General features: G+C 39.0%; 15 protein-coding genes and 2 pseudogenes. 9 read left to right on the plus strand and 8 right to left on the minus strand.

Annotated elements, in window-relative coordinates; translation table 11 throughout:
• Nucleotides 1–34 precede the first annotated feature (34 nt).
• The 4 genes and pseudogenes from CICURV3402_RS02395 to cyoE form a co-directional block, all read left to right on the plus strand.
• Nucleotides 35–1854: pseudogene (locus CICURV3402_RS02395) on the plus strand (cbb3-type cytochrome c oxidase subunit I); the annotation flags it as partial.
• A complete protein-coding gene (locus CICURV3402_RS02400; RefSeq protein ID WP_158379673.1) occupies nt 1844–2476 on the plus strand; it encodes a cytochrome o ubiquinol oxidase subunit III in 633 nt (210 codons plus the stop codon). The pseudogene CICURV3402_RS02395 and the gene CICURV3402_RS02400, both read left to right, overlap by 11 nt.
• A 66-nt stretch (nt 2477–2542) precedes the next feature.
• Nucleotides 2543–2875 carry a cytochrome o ubiquinol oxidase subunit IV gene (locus CICURV3402_RS02405; protein ID WP_407079064.1) on the plus strand — a complete coding sequence of 111 codons (333 nt, stop codon included), beginning with the start codon at nt 2543–2545 and terminating at the stop codon, nt 2873–2875.
• A 13-nt stretch (nt 2876–2888) separates the two neighbouring features.
• The gene (gene cyoE / locus CICURV3402_RS02410) at nt 2889–3743 is read left to right on the plus strand and encodes a heme o synthase (protein ID WP_158379675.1); all 855 of its coding nucleotides are present in this window, start codon (nt 2889–2891) and stop codon (nt 3741–3743) included.
• A 13-nt stretch (nt 3744–3756) separates the two neighbouring features.
• Here the strand turns inward: cyoE and sufE are convergent, their stop codons facing one another.
• From sufE to sufA, 6 genes are all read right to left on the minus strand, one after another.
• A complete protein-coding gene (gene sufE, locus CICURV3402_RS02415; RefSeq protein ID WP_158379811.1) occupies nt 3757–4185 on the minus strand; it encodes a cysteine desulfuration protein SufE in 429 nt (142 codons plus the stop codon).
• 34 nt (nt 4186–4219) lie between these two features.
• A complete protein-coding gene (sufS, locus tag CICURV3402_RS02420; RefSeq protein WP_158379676.1) occupies nt 4220–5479 on the minus strand; it encodes a cysteine desulfurase SufS in 1260 nt (419 codons plus the stop codon).
• The gene (sufD, locus tag CICURV3402_RS02425; protein WP_158379677.1) at nt 5476–6774 is read right to left on the minus strand and encodes a Fe-S cluster assembly protein SufD; all 1299 of its coding nucleotides are present in this window, start codon (nt 6772–6774) and stop codon (nt 5476–5478) included. The genes sufS and sufD overlap by 4 nt, the downstream gene beginning before the upstream one ends.
• Complete coding sequence (gene sufC / locus CICURV3402_RS02430; RefSeq protein WP_158379678.1) at nt 6755–7495, minus strand: Fe-S cluster assembly ATPase SufC; 741 nt, start codon at nt 7493–7495, stop codon at nt 6755–6757. Before sufC ends, sufD begins: the two co-directional genes overlap by 20 nt.
• A 101-nt stretch (nt 7496–7596) precedes the next feature.
• Complete coding sequence (sufB, locus tag CICURV3402_RS02435) at nt 7597–9099, minus strand: Fe-S cluster assembly protein SufB (RefSeq protein WP_158379812.1); 1503 nt, start codon at nt 9097–9099, stop codon at nt 7597–7599.
• Between the two features lie 48 nt (nt 9100–9147).
• Complete coding sequence (gene sufA, locus CICURV3402_RS02440) at nt 9148–9519, minus strand: Fe-S cluster assembly scaffold SufA (protein WP_158379679.1); 372 nt, start codon at nt 9517–9519, stop codon at nt 9148–9150.
• A 187-nt stretch (nt 9520–9706) separates the two neighbouring features.
• Between sufA and rdgC the strand changes: the two are divergent.
• The 3 genes and pseudogenes from rdgC (at nt 9707) to typA (ending at nt 12856) form a co-directional block, all read left to right on the plus strand.
• Nucleotides 9707–10321: pseudogene (gene rdgC, locus CICURV3402_RS02445) on the plus strand (recombination-associated protein RdgC).
• 38 nt (nt 10322–10359) lie between these two features.
• Entirely contained in the window at nt 10360–10674 is a 315-nt protein-coding gene (locus CICURV3402_RS02450; RefSeq protein ID WP_158379680.1) for a BolA/IbaG family iron-sulfur metabolism protein, read from the plus strand.
• Between the two features lie 358 nt (nt 10675–11032).
• A complete protein-coding gene (gene typA, locus CICURV3402_RS02455) occupies nt 11033–12856 on the plus strand; it encodes a translational GTPase TypA (RefSeq protein ID WP_158379681.1) in 1824 nt (607 codons plus the stop codon).
• A gap of 8 nt (nt 12857–12864) precedes the next feature.
• Here typA and CICURV3402_RS02460 read toward each other — a convergent pair whose 3' ends face one another.
• A complete protein-coding gene (locus CICURV3402_RS02460) occupies nt 12865–13080 on the minus strand; it encodes a SlyX family protein (protein WP_235667597.1) in 216 nt (71 codons plus the stop codon).
• A gap of 53 nt (nt 13081–13133) precedes the next feature.
• On the opposite strand from CICURV3402_RS02460, the gene fpr reads away from it, so the two are divergent.
• Nucleotides 13134–13880 (plus strand): ferredoxin--NADP(+) reductase, encoded by a 747-nt coding sequence (gene fpr, locus CICURV3402_RS02465; RefSeq protein ID WP_158379683.1) that lies wholly within the window; start codon nt 13134–13136, stop codon nt 13878–13880.
• A gap of 77 nt (nt 13881–13957) precedes the next feature.
• Nucleotides 13958–14725: a triose-phosphate isomerase gene (gene tpiA, locus CICURV3402_RS02470; protein WP_158379813.1), complete on the plus strand. Its 768-nt coding sequence runs from the start codon at nt 13958–13960 to the stop codon at nt 14723–14725.
• A 32-nt stretch (nt 14726–14757) separates the two neighbouring features.
• Here tpiA and sodA read toward each other — a convergent pair whose 3' ends face one another.
• Nucleotides 14758–15387, minus strand: a complete 630-nt coding sequence (gene sodA, locus CICURV3402_RS02475; RefSeq protein ID WP_158379684.1) for a superoxide dismutase [Mn] — start codon at nt 15385–15387, stop codon at nt 14758–14760.
• Nucleotides 15388–16385 lie beyond the last annotated feature (998 nt).

The following is a 16385-nucleotide window of genomic DNA, read 5'->3' on the forward strand; positions in this document are numbered from 1 at the left end:
AATGCTTGGAACACTCACCGTTGAGGCGATCCCTATGTATATTATCGTCACCATGCTCATGTTGTTACGTGGATTCACCGATACCATTCTGATACCTATCCAACAGGCACTTTCTTCCACTGGAAAACCCGGTTTTTTGCCAGACCATTATTATGCTCATATTTTTACGGAGCACGGTCTGATCATGATTTTTTGTAGCAATACCTTTAGTGATGGGCTGAATGAATTTGGTAATGCCATTATAGATTAGTGCTAGAGATATGGATTTCACTTTTTCAATTCCCTGACTTTTTGGCAGTTTATCGCGGGCGTCGTTTTAATTAATATGTATTTAGGTGTAGGCGAATTTATCCAAACAGCTTGGTGGGCTCATCCACCGTTATTTAGTAAAGAATATAGCCCTGACGTAGAGTTAGATTATTGGATGTTGAGCTTACAGATTTCAGAATTTAGCACTCTATTTGCCGGGATTAATCTTTTCATCGCCATATTAAAAATGCGCGGCTCTGGGATTTTCCTAATAAAAATGCCTGTCTTTACCTGGACTTAATTTTGCTTAAATATCTTGATTATTATTGCCTGCCCTATTTTGACCGTCACCATTGCCTTACTGACACTAGATCGTTACATGGGCACCCATTTTTTGACGAAAGATATAGGCAGCAATATGATGCTATCCATCAATTTAATATGGGCTCGGGGTCACCCCGAGGTCTATATCCTGGTTCTACCTGTGTTTAGTGTCTTTTCTGAAGTCACGGCCACCTTTTCAAGGAAACTGTTATTCGGGTATAGCTCCTTAGTGCGGGCAACCATTGCCATTACTTTTTTAGCCTTTATTGTTTATCTCCACCATTTTTTTACCATGAGCTCTACTCTAGGGCGAATGTCAACGCCTTCTTCGGGATTACGACCATGATTATTTCTATCCCTACCAGGGTGAAAATTTTCAATTGGCTGTTTAATATATACCAAGGCCATATTCATTTTAACTCAGCGATATTATGGACACCGAGTTTTGTCGTCACTTTTTCTGTGGGGGGCATTACTGGGGTATTACTGGCGATGTCAGCCGCGAATTTTGTTTTGCAAAATAGCCTCTTTTTGATTGCACACTTGCATAATGTGATTATTGTAGGTGTGGTATTTTGTTGTTTTGCCGGCCTCACGTATTGGTTTCTGAAAGCGTTTGGATGTACCTTAAATGCAAAATGGGGAATTAGGGGATTTTGGTTGTGGCTAATCTGTTTCTTAGTCGTCTTTATACCCCTATACGTGTTTGGCTTGATGGGGATGACACGTCGTCTGGGCCAAAATATTAATCCACAATTTCATCCTCTGTTGATGGTAGAAGCAGGAGGTGCTGTTCTGATTGTCTTTGGTATGCTCTGCCAGTTGATCCAAATTATTATCAGTATCCGTGATCGTGAAAAAAATCGGGATTTAACAGGGGATCAGTGGAGAAGGCGTACCCTGAACTGGGCAACCTCCTTGCCTGCGGCTTTTTACAATTTTTTAGTGGTGCCAGAAATCCAAAGTCGTGATGCATGTTTTCATATGAAAGAGAAGGGAGAAGCTTATCAACGTCCAGAACAATATGCAGAAATACATATGCCTAAAAATAGTCCAGCGGGGATCATTATTGCCGATTTTAGTGTTATTTTTGGTTTTGCCATGATTTGGTATATCTGGTGGCTGGCAATAGTGGTGGTAATAGGAGGGATGACCGCCACTTGGATCGCAAAAAGTTTCGACCAAGATGCAGATTATTACGTGCCCGTTTCAGACATGGAAGGCATTGATAACGAACATTATGTACATCTGAGCAAAACGGGGTTCAATCATGTCAACTAAATCTCTTATTACCAACAACGTCACCCAAAAACCTATCAGCGTTCACAAGCACGATAAACATCATGAAACTGGATCTACAAAAATCTTTGGATTTTGGATCTATTTAATGAGTGATTGTATCTTATTTTCTGCCCTGTTTGCTACCTATGCCGTACTGGTCAATAGCACCGCGGTCGGGCCGGAGGGAAAAGATATTTTTAATTTACCATTTGTTTTAGTCGAAACTTTCCTTTTATTATTCAGTAGTATGACTTACGGTTTTGCCATATTGGCTATGAATCAGGGTCAGAAAAAACCAGTCAATATTTGGTTGTCATTAACCTTTTTATTGGGACTCAGTTTTGTGAGCATGGAAATTTTTGAATTTCATGAGTTAATAAGGGAAGGGTCTGGCCCTGATCGCAGTGCTTTTTTATCCAGTTTCTTTGCATTAGTAGGAACACACGGTCTTCACGTGGCTTTAGGGTTGATCTGGATTATCGTGATGATAGTTCAGATCTCACAACGAGGTTTAAATTCGATAAATCAGACTCGATTAATGTGTCTGAGCCTTTTCTGGCATTTTTTAGATGTAATCTGGATTTGTGTATTTACGATCGTATATCTATTAGGAGCTATGTAAATGAATCATTTTAAAAATATTCCTAATCAAAATCACGCTCATGCAATAGAGAAACTTGAAAAAACGATTGATCATCTTTCTGCGGATAGTAGAGTGGCCCATCAGGATGGTCTAAAATTATATGTTGTCGGTTTTATTTTATCAGTTATGTTGACTGTGATTCCGTTTATGATGGTGATTAATCAGTCTGCTTCTCGTACCGTTATATTAACCACAGTGATTGCAACGGCAGTAATACAAATTATTGTACATCTAGTTTATTTTTTGCACATAAATGGCGCTTCAGAAGAACGTTGGAATCTTGTCGCCTTTATATTTACTGTTATTATTATCGCTATTATCCTCGTTGGGTCACTATGGATTATGCATCACCTTAATATAAACATGATGATCCAATAAAGAGCTTGATTTAATGATAAAGCCATATATTAACATCACTAAGCCAGGCATTATTTTTGGGAATCTCATTTCTTTCATTGGGGGATTTTTTGTCGCGGCAAAATGGGCCATCAATTGGCCTCTTTTTTTAGGCAGTCTTTTTGGGGTTTCCTGTGTCATTGCCTCTGGTTGTGTCTTCAATAATTATATTGATCGTGACATCGATAAAATTATGGAGAGAACCAAAAATCGCGTTTTAGTGAAAGGGCTGATGTCTCCTGAAATAAGTCTGATTTATGCATCAGTGCTCGGTTTATTAGGTTTTTTTTTACTTTACATGACCACTAATAGGTTAACAGTGTTATTGGCCGCGATAGGCTTTGTAATCTATGTGTTTGTTTATAGTCTTTACATGAAGCGGCATAGCGTTTATGGCACTCTGATAGGCAGTTTATCGGGCGCAGCGCCTCCTGTCATCGGTTATTGTACTGTGACGGGCCAATTTGATATGGGGTCTTTTATCTTGCTATTGCTCTTTTCTTTATGGCAAATGCCGCATTCTTACGCGATAGGTATCTTTCGTTTTAAGGATTATCAGGCGGCCAATATTCCTATATTACCCATTGTGAAGGGAATTTTTATTACAAAAAATCATATCATTTTCTATATTTTTGCCTTTATGATAGCTACCCTCATGCTGACATTAATGGGTTATACAGGCTATTTATTTATGCTGACCTCCATCTCCCTAAACAGCATGTGGCTTATCATGGCATTCAAGGGTTATAAAGCCAGCAATGACAGTCAATGGGCAAAAATCATTTTTATTTTTTCAATCGTTATCATCATCTCGCTGAGTATGATGATGTCTCTTGATTTTTTAATATAAAAATCATCGGAGACTAAACTCTGATCGTGCTTATCAGAGCTGCTTTTGCTCGAATGGCTTCCACCATGGCGGATAATCCTTCAGAACGTGAAGGGGTTAAATGCTGAGTCAACGCAAGATCAGTAAAAAAAGAATGCGCATCTAATTTGATCATCTCATCTAGAGACATGTTGTGACATAAAATAAACACCATTGCGATCAAACCTTTCACAATAGCAGCATCGCTATCCCCAAAAAATAAAACCTTACCCTCACTGTCTTGTTGCATCACAATCCAAACTTGACTTTGACAACCTGTGATTAAATTTTTGGGTTGGCGCTGCTCTTCGGTTAAAGGTGTTAGCATCGCACCTAACTCCATCATATAAAGATACTTTTCTTCCCAGTTTTGGCAACGAGAAAAATTTTTAATCAATTTTTGTTGATTGGGGAAAATATCCATCACAATCTTTCCTACGGATTAAAAAAGCGATTACTCAGCTGCTGAGCATATTTTCAATATGCTGTAATTTTTCGATAAAAAAAATAATTTCTTCCAGAGTATTGTACATCGCTAACGAAATACGACACATACTAGGCACTTGATAAAACGACATCAAAGGCATCGCGCAATGATGTCCTGTTCGGATAGCAATCCCATATTGATCTAAAAAACACCCAACATCATAAGCGTGATGTTTTCCTAGATTAAAAGCTATCACTCCTGTTCGTGTTTTTTGAGAGCCGTATAGTTTCACTGTTTTACATGTCGATAATGCAGCTAGGCTGTATTTCATCAAGGATTTTTCGTATTTTGCAATTTCTGTTAATCCTAAATGGGTCACATATTCAATCGCGGCTCCCAAGCCAATGATGCCCGCCGTATTTGGGGAACCTGCTTCAAAACGCCAAGGGGAGTTTGTGAAGGTCGTATCTTCTGTCAAACTGACTTTTTCGATCATAGATCCTCCCCCTTCCCAAGGGGGCATCACATCCAATAGCGCTTTTTTTGCATATAAAACGCCTATTCCAGAAGGCCCATATAATTTATGCCCTGAAAATGCATAAAAATCACAATTAAGATCCTGTACGTTCACAGATTGATGCATCACCGCCTGTGCACCATCTACGAGAACTAATAGTCCACTTTCTTTAGCCCTCGACACAATTTTTTTGATGGGGTTGACGGTCCCTAATACATTAGAAACCTGTGTGATAGCCAATAAACGGGTTTTGTTGTCTATTAATTCTGATAATTGATCGATATCCAGTTCGCCATCATAGGTTAATTTCCATACTTTTATCTTGAGACCTCGCTCTCGTGCCAGCATCTGCCAAGGGACAATATTGGCATGATGTTCCATCTCAGTGAGGATGATATTCTCGCCTTGGTGAAAAAAATGCCGACCATAACTGTTTGCGACCAGATTGATGGCTTCTGTAGTGCCTTTGACAAACACAATTTCTTTTGGAGATTGGGCGTGAATAAAATCAGCGACTTTCACCCGAATTTTCTCCATATCTTGCGTTGCCTGAGCACTTAGAGTGTGCACCCCTCTGTGCACCGCAGCATACCTTTTAGAATAAAACTTCAATTCGCTATCGATAACCGATTGTGGTTTTTGAGCGCTTGATGCGCTGTCAAGATAAATGAGAGGTTTTTCATGAATTTTTTCAGCTAATATAGGAAAATCTTTGCGCACTTTTTTAATAGAAAAACAAGGAAAAATAGTCAGAGAAGATTCGAAAAAATTCATGACAACTCCTCTGATAAACGCTCTGCAAACCGTGATAAAACCGATTCACGCACTAGGTCAAGTTTGATCTCTTCTGTCAGTTCAGATGCAAAAGCAAATAAGATCATTTGTCGTGCCTGAGAATGAGTGATCCCCCTAGATTGTAAATAAAACATTTGCTGATTATCGATACAACCCACGGTAGCCCCATGACTACATTTGACATCATCTGCATTAATTTTAAGTTGAGGCCTTGTATTGACTTGAGCAGATACATGAAGTAACAGATTGTTGTTGATCATATGCGCATCGGTTTGTATCGCTTTAGGTGCCACCTGAATCATGCCATTAAAAACCGCTGTACTCTGCTTTGATACCATGGTTTTGTGTAACTGTCTGCTTTGGCAGCCTATCTGATTATGCTCAACATGAGTTCGGCTATCGCATAATTCCATCTCCTTCGGGAGAAGCAAGCTGTTAATGGAGGCACTAGCACCCTCTCCATTAAGCTGAACACTAGTATGATGACGAGTGAGGGCAGCACCTAACAAAAAGTGGGCACTCTGCACGCTCGCGCGAGAAGCCAATACAAAGTCATTATGAGCAAAATGATCACTTTGATTGTTTTCAAACGCGAGTTTATAATGATGCAGTCTCGCCTCTTCTCCTATTGAGGCCGTCAAACGAGCCCCTGTAAAGTGTCTCTGAGTATTTAAACTCACAAAATGTTCAACCACTTCTGCCTCTGATCCGGGCTCCAGTAAAAGATGATGACGATAATGTGCCATCTTTAATTGGCTTGTCTCTTGACCAGAACTAATATGCAATAAATAAAGCGGTTTTTTGCTTTTTTGACCCGCTGCTAAACGAATCACGAGGTTTTCTACTGACAAACTTTCTGTGAGATGTAAAAAAAATTCAGGCTTAATAGGAGCAGGGAAGGCCTGTTTTATTTTTAAGAGTTCATATGGGAGCTCATCTATCTCACTTAGAGAAGTGATAAAATGACCATCAATAAAAACCAATTTATAAGATTGCCCCATCATAAAAAGTGCCAAATCGCTACATTTTTCAGGAGTAACCGTCGATTTTTTTTCTAAGGTAAAGATGTGATCTAGTAGGCGACTCAGAGAGGTATATCTCCAATCTTCGTGTGTAGCATGAGGAAACCCGAGTTTTAATAATGCCTGCCAATGAGCTTCTTTATGATGTGAAGGTGCCGTTTTTTTTTGCTCAAATAATTGGGAAAACGGATTTTTGGACATATCCGATTTTTCTACCAGTTCCCTCTTCACCCTAGTCGGTAAGCCAGCCATAACCTCGTTCCTCCAATTCTTTTACCAAGGTGAAATCATCAGACTTAATCATATGCCCTGCATATAGTACGTGAACGAAATCAGGCTTGATATATTCCAGAATGCGCTGATAGTGCGTCACAATAATAAACGCACGTTTTTCACTACGCAGTGAATTTACTCCTTGAGCCACAATTTTTAAGGCATCAATATCCAATCCAGAGTCCGTTTCATCCAAAATACAAAGCGCTGGCTCTAATGCCGCCATTTGTAAAATATCATTGCGTTTTTTTTCACCACCAGAGAATCCCACATTCACAGAACGAGTTAATAAATCTGCTGGCATTTTTAGTAATGCCATTTTTTCTTCAATAAAATCTGTAAAATCAAAACGATCTAAAGGTGCCTGTTGCCGATATTTTCTTACTGCGTTCACTGCGGTTTGTAAAAAAAATCGATTACTCACACCAGGAATTTCGACTGGATATTGAAAAGCAAGAAACACTCCTTCGCCCGCGCGTTCAGAGGGATCTAATTTCAATAAATTCTTGCCTTTAAACAATATCTCACCTTGAGTCACTTGATACTCTTCTCTTCCTGCTAAAGTGGAAGACAATGTGCTTTTGCCTGATCCATTCGGACCCATGATAGCGTGGACTTCCCCTGATTTGATAGTTAAATCAAGACCTTTGAGAATAGGTGTTTCTTCCACACTGACGTTGAGATTCTTGATACTTAACATATCTTTTCCTTTGTAACAGGAACCATATTAGACTTATTACAAAATCTACGGTAGGATTAACACTCTGCGTTAAGGTGATTTAAAAATCTCTCGATAAAAATTTAACCCACGCTATGTTCTAAGTTAATAGCCAACAATTTTTGTGCTTCTACGGAAAATTCCAACGGTAATTCTGAAAACACATCTTTGCAAAACCCATTGACCATCATAGAAATCGCATCGTCTTGTGAGATCCCTCTTTGTAGGCAATAAAACAATTGATCGTCACCAATCTTGGAGGTGGTCGCTTCATGTTCTAATTGAGCTGAGTTGTTTTTAACGTCTACGTAGGGGAAAGTATTGGCTGCTGAATTAGATCCTATCAGCATAGAATCACATTGAGTAAAATTACGGGCATTATGTGCGCCTGGTAATATTTTGACCAGGCCACGATACGTGTTTTGACTGTACCCTGCAGAAATCCCTTTGGAAATAATAGTTGATTTTGTGTTTTTCCCAATGTGGATCATTTTAGTGCCTGTATCAGCCTGTTGTTTGTTATTAGTTAACGCCACCGAAAAAAACTCTCCAATAGAATGATCTCCTTGCAAAATCACACTGGGATATTTCCAAGTAATCGCTGACCCTGTTTCTGATTGGGTCCAAGACATTTTTGAACCCGCTCCTTTACAAAGAGCTCTTTTTGTCACGAAATTTAAAATACCTCCTGTCGTTTCTGAGCCTGCAAACCAATTTTGCACGGTAGAATATTTGACCTCGGCATTTTTATGCAAAATAACTTCTACCACTGCAGCATGTAATTGGTATATCTCTCTTACAGGTGCGGAACATCCTTCAATATAGCTCACATAGCTGTCTTCATCGGCAATAATAATGGTCCGTTCAAACTGACCTGTTTTAGCCGCATTAATCCGAAAATAAGTCGATAATTCCATGGAACAACGTACGCCTTTCGGCACATATACAAAAGTGCCATCTGATGCAACAGCGGCGTTTAATGCGGCAAAAAAATTGTCTTTTGCCGGCACCACCGACCCCAGATATTGACGAACCAATTGAGGATATTCTTGAATCGCTTCACCTAAAGAGCAAAAAATAATACCTTGTTTCGCGAGCTTTTCACGATAGGTCGTCGCGACAGAGACAGAATCAAAAATGGCATCGACCGCCACTTCTGCTCCTTCTCTTACTGGAACGCCTAATTGAGCAAAAGCAGATTCTACTTCTGAAGTAAGATAAGCATTTTTGCCAATATGGCTAGGGTGATTCGTTGAAAAGGGTGAATGAGAATGAGATTCAGCATCATCACAGCCCGGACACGATGGCGCAGAATAATAACTGTAATCCTGATAATCAAGAGGATCATAATCTCCTTTAAGCCAATGAGGTTCAGACATTTTCAGCCATCCATCATAAGCATCTAATCTAAAATCCAACATCCACTGTGGTTCGCGACGTTTGGCCGCAATCGCTCGGATCACATCCTCATTCAACCCCTTTTCCAGCTCGTCTGTTTTTAGCTGAGTAAAAAAACCTTCTTTATATCGACTCTTATTGTCCCAAATAGGCGGCGCCTCTTTAGTATCTATTTTCTTTTTATCCATCATCTTTTTATATCGCATCAATTACATACGTCATCGCATCTACAGAATTTAAACACCAAAACTCTCACCACACCCGCAAGCATGCTGTGCTCTTGGATTATTAAATTTAAACATGTGATTTAATCCTTCACTGACGTAATCCATTTCAGTGCCATCAACAAAAGGCATAGCCTTTAAAGGCACATAAAGTTTGGCTTCTTTTTGTTCAAACAACAGATCGTCGTTTGTAGTAGACTCAATCATATTCATGACATAAGAAAAACCTGCGCAACCAGAGGGTTTGATGCTTAATTTTAAGCCTTTAATTTTTTCATTTGTTTTCATTAATTTGATAATTTGTGCCGCAGCTCTAGCCGTCATGGTTACGCCACTCCATTCATGATGAGCAGTTTCAAATATGTCTGATTTATTTTGTTGCATACAATTTACCTTTTCTATTTTTAACAGACCTTTTGAGGCCTTTCCCTCTTACCTTGTTTCCTCTCTTTAAAGAACTGTATTTTAAATCTTATATAAAGATTGTACAGGCTATTTGAAGTAGAGTTCGTTATTATCGCGCTTTTTATTTGCTCTGCCATTAATACACTCGTTGCCTCAAGGCAATCATATGCTTTGGTTTAAAAATTTAATGATATATTAGCTACAATCTCCGTTAGAAAAAGATTCATCTGAGTTAGCTAAAAAATTAGCAAATTTTGCATTTATTCCTGGCTGGACTCAAGCAAAGGTCAGAGTAGGCTGGATCCCCCTATGGGTTCTCACAAAGACACGCGCAGCTATCAAGGAAATAGATAAATTCTGCTCTATGCCCATAATTACATCAAAGCCTTGGGTCTTTAGCAGTTGTGTCATGCACCTTTAAACATCCTGTTACATTCATATTGACTGAATAGATCCATTCAGACAACCTCCGCTCTGGATTTGCTCTTATGGAAGAAGCGGAATTTAAATCAACTTTAACTGAAGGCGCCATCATTCGTTGCAAGACTCAAAATTTGTATAGTGATGAAATTGCCCTTTATATTAAGTTTTGCAAAAAAGTGCCCCAATTAGCGCTTGAATGGCAAGAAAATATTCATGTGATATTAAAGTAAGATCTTTCTTTAAAACGTGTTAAATTTTTAGAATTATTACGTGAAAAAACTCACACATTAATAAAAAAGAGGTTGCTCAGTGTTTTGAGGCTAATTTTGTTTTAATGACTTACGAATTAACAGAATGAATTAAAAATATGATGAGCGCTTTCAGTAGGTATTTAGAATGATTCAAGATCACATTAAACAAAAACTTGATAAGGAATTTAAGCCAGTTTATCTCGATGTTATTAATGAAAGTCATCTCCATCGTGCGCCGGTGGGTTCTGAGAGTCATTTCAAAATTCTGATGGTCAGCAATCAATTTTCTGGGCTCAAAGCATTAGAGCGGCATCGTATGGTTTACGATATATTAGAGGAAGAATTTAATCATAGTGGTGTCCATGCTCTTGCATTACATCTTTATACACTAAAAGAATGGGAAGAGGCCTTACAGGTTGAGCTGATCTCTCCTCCTTGTGTGAGTAGAAAGGATAAGTAAACTCTGAAGGAGATTCTTATGTTTTCATTAACTGCTCTAGGTAAGAAAATCAGAAAGATGATCATTAAATTTAATCATAGTAAGCTCTTGTTTGATCTGATTCGTGGCAAAATCCTGCCAGACAAGAAAGATAAGACGCGGTTTTCTTTCTTGATTGTGTTAAAATTATTCAGATAATAGCGTGTGAGGGGGCATAATCGCTGTCTTTCAGTAGCGTAAAAACGCCTCATATTTTCTATCTGAACGCGCAAAATCTTCGTTAATGAAGGCGTGGAGGATATCAAAGCCATCATAAGATTGCATTAATCGCTATCTTTTAGTACAGATTTAAATCTCATATAAAGGTAATCTATTTTACATGTCTTCAAATAAAAAGAACCTACGCAATATAGCGATTATTGCCCACGTCGACCATGGTAAAACAACCTTGGTTGATAAGTTATTAGAACAATCTGGCTCCTTCGGAGAACGTGCTGAAACAACAGAACGTATCATGGATTCTAATGATTTAGAAAAAGAACGCGGCATTACTATACTCGCAAAAAATACCGCCATAAAATGGAATGAATATCGTATTAATATCGTAGATACACCAGGTCATGCGGATTTTGGGGGGGAGGTAGAACGTGTGCTTTCCATGGTGGATTCTGTTCTGTTAGTCGTTGATGCCCAAGATGGACCAATGCCTCAAACCCGATTTGTTACTAAAAAAGCTTTCACTCATGGCTTACAGCCAATTGTCGTGATTAATAAAATTGATCGTCCTAGTGCTCGTCCTGATTGGGTGGTCGATCAGGTTTTTGACCTTTTTGTTAATCTAAATGCGACAGATGAACAGCTTGATTTCCCCGTTATTTATACCTCTGCATTATTGGGTACAGCAGGAACCGATTACAATAATATGGCCAAAGATATGACCCCGTTATATCAAGGGATTATCGATCATGTGCCGGCACCAGAAGTGGCGCTCGATGGCCCATTTCAAATGCAAATTTCTCAATTAGACTACAATAATTATGTGGGCGTCATCGGAATTGGTCGTATTAAACGGGGTACAGTAAAACCCAATCAATCGATTGTGATCATCGACAGCAATAATAAAACGCGAAATGCGAAAGTCAGTAAAGTATTTAGCCACATGGGATTAGAGCGGATTGAAATTTCACTAACAGAAGCAGGCGATATCATCGCGATTACCGGTTTGGGTGAGCTCAATATTTCAGACACCCTATGTGACATCAATCACATTGAGGCTCTACCTGCGCTTTCTGTGGATGAACCTACAGTGAGCATGCATTTCTGTGTCAACACCTCCCCTTTCTGTGGTAAAGAAGGCACATATGTCACTTCTCGTCAAATTCTTGAGCGTCTTAAAAAAGAATTAATCCATAACGTAGCTTTACGTGTTGAAGAAACGGAAGATTCCGATGCCTTCCGCGTTTCAGGGCGAGGCGAGCTACATTTATCTGTGTTAATTGAAAACATGCGCCGAGAAGGATTTGAATTTGCAGTTTCTCGTCCTAAAGTCATTAATCGAAAAGTGAATGACCAAGATCAAGAACCTTTCGAAAACGTTACTCTCGATATTGAAGAACAACATCAAGGTTCTGTGATGCAGGCGATGGGGGAACGCAAAGGGGATGTTAAAGATATGATCCCTGATGGAAAAGGCCGAATTCGTCTGGATTACCTCATTCCGAGCCGGGGCTTAATTGGCTTTCGAACAGAGTTTATGTCCCTGACCTCAGGGACGGGTTTACTGTATTCTACATTTAGCCATTACGATCTCGTGCGTTCTGGTGACATTGGTCAGCGTCAAAACGGTGTACTGATTTCGAATGGACAAGGTAAAGCAGTCGCTTTCGCGTTATTCAGTTTGCAAAATCGTGGAAAATTATTTTTGGGCCACGGGGCTGAAGTGTATGAAGGGCAAATCATTGGCATTCACACCCGTTCAAACGATCTCACTGTCAATTGTTTGGCGGGTAAAAAATTAACCAATATGCGGGCTTCAGGAACAGATGAAGCGACCACTTTAGTTCCCCCTATCAAAATGTCTCTAGAACAAGCCCTAGAGTTTATTGATGATGATGAGTTAGTTGAAATTACTCCCCAATCGATTCGCATCCGTAAACGTTATCTCACTGAAAATGATCGTAAACGCGCGAATCGAACAAAATAAAACCTCATTCAATAATGAGGCGGTGGGTCTTCTTCGGATAAGGGTGCCAGATGAGATAAAAGAGCCAATGTCAGTTTTGCGTTGAGTACCCTAATTGTTTCTTGTAAGTGAATAATTTTAATTTTATGTTCCACCATCGCCTTGTTGAGATCTTCAATAGCAACTTCTTGAAAAGATAAACAACTTTCTAATATTTCAAGGCGTTGTGTAAGCTCATCAGTCATAGTCATTCTTTTTTCATATATACAAACAATTATTAATACTAGTAGGGAAAATAATGGCTCAATGGGTTAATGGTAAAATTATAGATATCAAACCTTGGACGGACAGTTTATTTAGCATTCAAATTGCGGCGCCCATTGATCCCTTTATTGCAGGTCAGTATACGAAATTAGCATTAGAGATCAATGGAACACGAGTTCAAAGAGCCTACTCTTACGTGAATGCGCCAACTGATCATCGGATAGAAATTTATTTGGTTGCTGTACCTGGAGGAAAACTCAGCATCCCTTTACACCGGCTCTGTATTGACGAAGATATTATAGTAGCTTCAAAAGCTCAGGGTTTTTTTATTTTATCAGAAGTGCCAGTCTGCAAAACGTTATGGATGCTTGCGACAGGGACTGGCATAGGGCCTTATCTGTCTATACTGCAAGAGGGGAAAGATTTAGAACGTTTTGAGCGTATAATATTGGTCCATGCGGTCAGATTTGCGTCTGACCTGAGTTACTTGCCTTTAATGAAAAAATTAGAAAATCGTTATCAAGGCCGATTATCTATCCAAACCGTGGTGAGCAGAGAAAAAACATCACATTCATTGATGGGTCGAATTCCTGATTTAATTGAAAAAGGTACGCTTGAAGCCTCAGTAAACCAAAAAATTGAAGCTAAAAGAAGTCATGTGATGTTATGCGGTAATCCACAAATGGTCAAAGATACCTGTAAAACCTTAGAAGAACATCGCCAAATGCGGAAACATTTCAGAAAAAAACCAGGGCATATGAGTAGTGAACAATATTGGTAATTTTTATGCTATTTATTTTTGATCAGTCATGAAAGAGTTTTATCTTATTCATTGATTTTTATGTAATGGAGAAAAATATGCGTCGTTCTTTAATTATAGGAAATTGGAAATTAAACGGCAGCCTTTCTATGTTGGCTGAATTCATCACAAGCTTAAGCGATCAAATCGACGGGTTAAAAATGTGTGACATTGCGATTGCGCCACCTGCGGTTTACTTACATGAAGCCAAAAAACAGCTTAAGAATGATCGTATTTCTTTGACCGCTCAAAATGTCGATTTTAATACCGAAGGCGCTTTCACTGGTGAACTTTCTCCTCAGATGCTCAAAGAGGTCGGGGCAAAATACGTCATCATTGGGCATTCCGAACGCCGGAGTTACCATCAAGAAACGAATGAAGTGATCGCAAAAAAATTCGCCTTATTGAAAGAAACGGGCCTGATACCGGTGCTCTGTATTGGCGAATCTGAAACTGAAAATGCACGGGGATTGACCAAAACAATCTGCGCAAATCAGCTTAATGACATATTAACAAAATGTGGGCCAGACGCCTTTAAAAACTCAGTAATTGCTTATGAACCTATTTGGGCAATAGGCACAGGAAAAGCAGCCACAGCATCTGAGGCCCAAAAAGTTCATGCCTTTATTCGCCAGCATGTCTCCAAAGGAAAAGATGAGATCGCCGAAACAGTGATTATTCAATATGGGGGTTCCGTAAACGCCTCTAACGCCGATGTCTTTTTTGCTGAAAAAGATATCGATGGAGCATTAGTGGGTGGTGCGTCATTAAAAGTGAATAATTTGATTAAAATTGCTCAATCTGCCGTAGCTGCAAAAACGTATTGATTTCTGGTTTAGAGCCTATAAAATTTTTATATTTATGCCTTAGAAATCTTTATAAAGCGTTTTTCTGCTTCATCCCAATTGACCACCTGCCAAAACGCTTTGATATAATCCGGGCGACGGTTTTGGTATTTTAAATAATAGGCGTGTTCCCAGATATCCAAACCAATGATCGGAATACCTGAGGCACCGCAAACCGTATCGCCCATTAAAGGATTATCCTGATTTGCAGTGGACACCACCGCTAGCTTGCCTGTGTTTTTTAAAACCAACCAAGCCCAGCCTGAACCAAAACGGGTGGCGGCGACCCGTTCAAACTGCGTTTTGAACGCATCAATACTCACAAAATCTTTTTCTATGGCTATTTTGAGTTTTTCTTGTAATACCGTCCCTATCTTTAAACCTGTCCAAAAAAAACTATGATTCGCATGCCCACCTGCATTATTACGCATAAAAACCCGTTTTTCAGAAGGAACGCAATTTAAATCCTGAATCAATGATTCCACACTCAATCCTGTCAGCTCAGGATAGCTTGATAAAACACTATTGGCATTGGTTACATACGCTTGATGATGTTTAGTATGGTGAATCTCCATTGTTTTTGCATCAAAATGCGGTTCAAGCGCATCATACGCGTAAGGTAAAGAGGGTAATAAATAACTCATGATGAGTTCTCCGATATTAACTAATACAATCCAGATATGAAATTAAAAAGACCTATATATTTCCAAAAAGAAAGAATTTGAGACAATTCTATCCCAAGAAAAAACATCAGTATATCGATCATGGTAATCACCGCAAAAACCTTTCCTTGTTGCATCAATCAACACAAAAGCATACAGACTTAAACCGGTACCATTTATAGATAGGCGTGAAAAAAATAAACTGTCGAGATAAAAGAGATGAATAACCCAGCCATAATGGGTGCAGCTGCCATTCGAATTAATGTGGGTAACTTTTTACCGCTTAAACTTACTATGGTGATATTGCCTGCAATTAAGGCGCCAAAAATAAAAATCTACAATAAACTACTCTCAAAAGTAGAGAGTTTTTATGTGCTCATCAGGATAACAGGAGATTGAGAGATCCAGCTCCGTATAGGCAAATTAGCAAGAGCGCATTCTAAAGCGCCACATAGAAAGCGAACATTAGAAAACACAGTTTTATAATCGAATTCCACCACAGCAAAGAACAATTTTTTTCCTTTAAAACCGCGGTTTCTGAGATAGTTTTCTATCACCTAATCAAAGAAAAAACTCTTACTATAGGAACAAACACAAACATCATTTTCCAGGCGCGACTTGAATTGAAGATACGAAAGGCCCAAGAAAGAGCGTAATTAAGCACACATTTGCCGTCAGTGCCGTCATTTTACGGACCTGGCTTCTTTCAAAGGCTTCCTGGATCGTTGTATTGCATAACCCACATCGCCAATAAAATACATCCCTATACATTTCAGAAAATACATTAACATAAATGGTTCAATGTTAGTAGCCCATAAAATCGCCAATAGGCTGTCGCCATCGGCGATCTAATACAGGACTTATCAATAATTCAAATATTATTCTCGCAACAAGATAAGAGCACCTACTCTAAATTAGCTTGCAAAGCTGACCATTAACATCCTGGCTTGGATCATATCGTTCTAAATATAAACAGATAA

The organism is Candidatus Williamhamiltonella defendens, assembly GCF_900699045.1.
In the GTDB taxonomy this organism is placed as follows: Bacteria; Pseudomonadota; Gammaproteobacteria; order Enterobacterales; family Enterobacteriaceae; genus Hamiltonella; species Hamiltonella defensa_A.

Excerpts from the sequence above, each read along its gene's own strand:
- sufA (WP_158379679.1), bottom strand. The coding sequence starts at position 9,519 with ATGCAACAAAATAAATCAGACATATTTGAAACTGCTCATCATGAATGG.
- sodA (WP_158379684.1), bottom strand. The coding sequence starts at position 15,387 with ATGAGTTATTTATTACCCTCTTTACCTTACGCGTATGATGCGCTTGAA.
- CICURV3402_RS02460 (WP_235667597.1), bottom strand. The coding sequence starts at position 13,080 with ATGACTGATGAGCTTACACAACGCCTTGAAATATTAGAAAGTTGTTTA.
- cyoE (WP_158379675.1), top strand. The coding sequence starts at position 2,889 with ATGATAAAGCCATATATTAACATCACTAAGCCAGGCATTATTTTTGGG.
- sufS (WP_158379676.1), bottom strand. The coding sequence starts at position 5,479 with ATGAATTTTTTCGAATCTTCTCTGACTATTTTTCCTTGTTTTTCTATT.
- fpr (WP_158379683.1), top strand. The coding sequence starts at position 13,134 with ATGGCTCAATGGGTTAATGGTAAAATTATAGATATCAAACCTTGGACG.
- typA (WP_158379681.1), top strand. The coding sequence starts at position 11,033 with ATGTCTTCAAATAAAAAGAACCTACGCAATATAGCGATTATTGCCCAC.
- CICURV3402_RS02450 (WP_158379680.1), top strand. The coding sequence starts at position 10,360 with ATGATTCAAGATCACATTAAACAAAAACTTGATAAGGAATTTAAGCCA.
- CICURV3402_RS02400 (WP_158379673.1), top strand. The coding sequence starts at position 1,844 with ATGTCAACTAAATCTCTTATTACCAACAACGTCACCCAAAAACCTATC.
- sufD (WP_158379677.1), bottom strand. The coding sequence starts at position 6,774 with ATGGCTGGCTTACCGACTAGGGTGAAGAGGGAACTGGTAGAAAAATCG.
- sufC (WP_158379678.1), bottom strand. The coding sequence starts at position 7,495 with ATGTTAAGTATCAAGAATCTCAACGTCAGTGTGGAAGAAACACCTATT.
- sufB (WP_158379812.1), bottom strand. The coding sequence starts at position 9,099 with ATGGATAAAAAGAAAATAGATACTAAAGAGGCGCCGCCTATTTGGGAC.
- tpiA (WP_158379813.1), top strand. The coding sequence starts at position 13,958 with ATGCGTCGTTCTTTAATTATAGGAAATTGGAAATTAAACGGCAGCCTT.
- sufE (WP_158379811.1), bottom strand. The coding sequence starts at position 4,185 with ATGGATATTTTCCCCAATCAACAAAAATTGATTAAAAATTTTTCTCGT.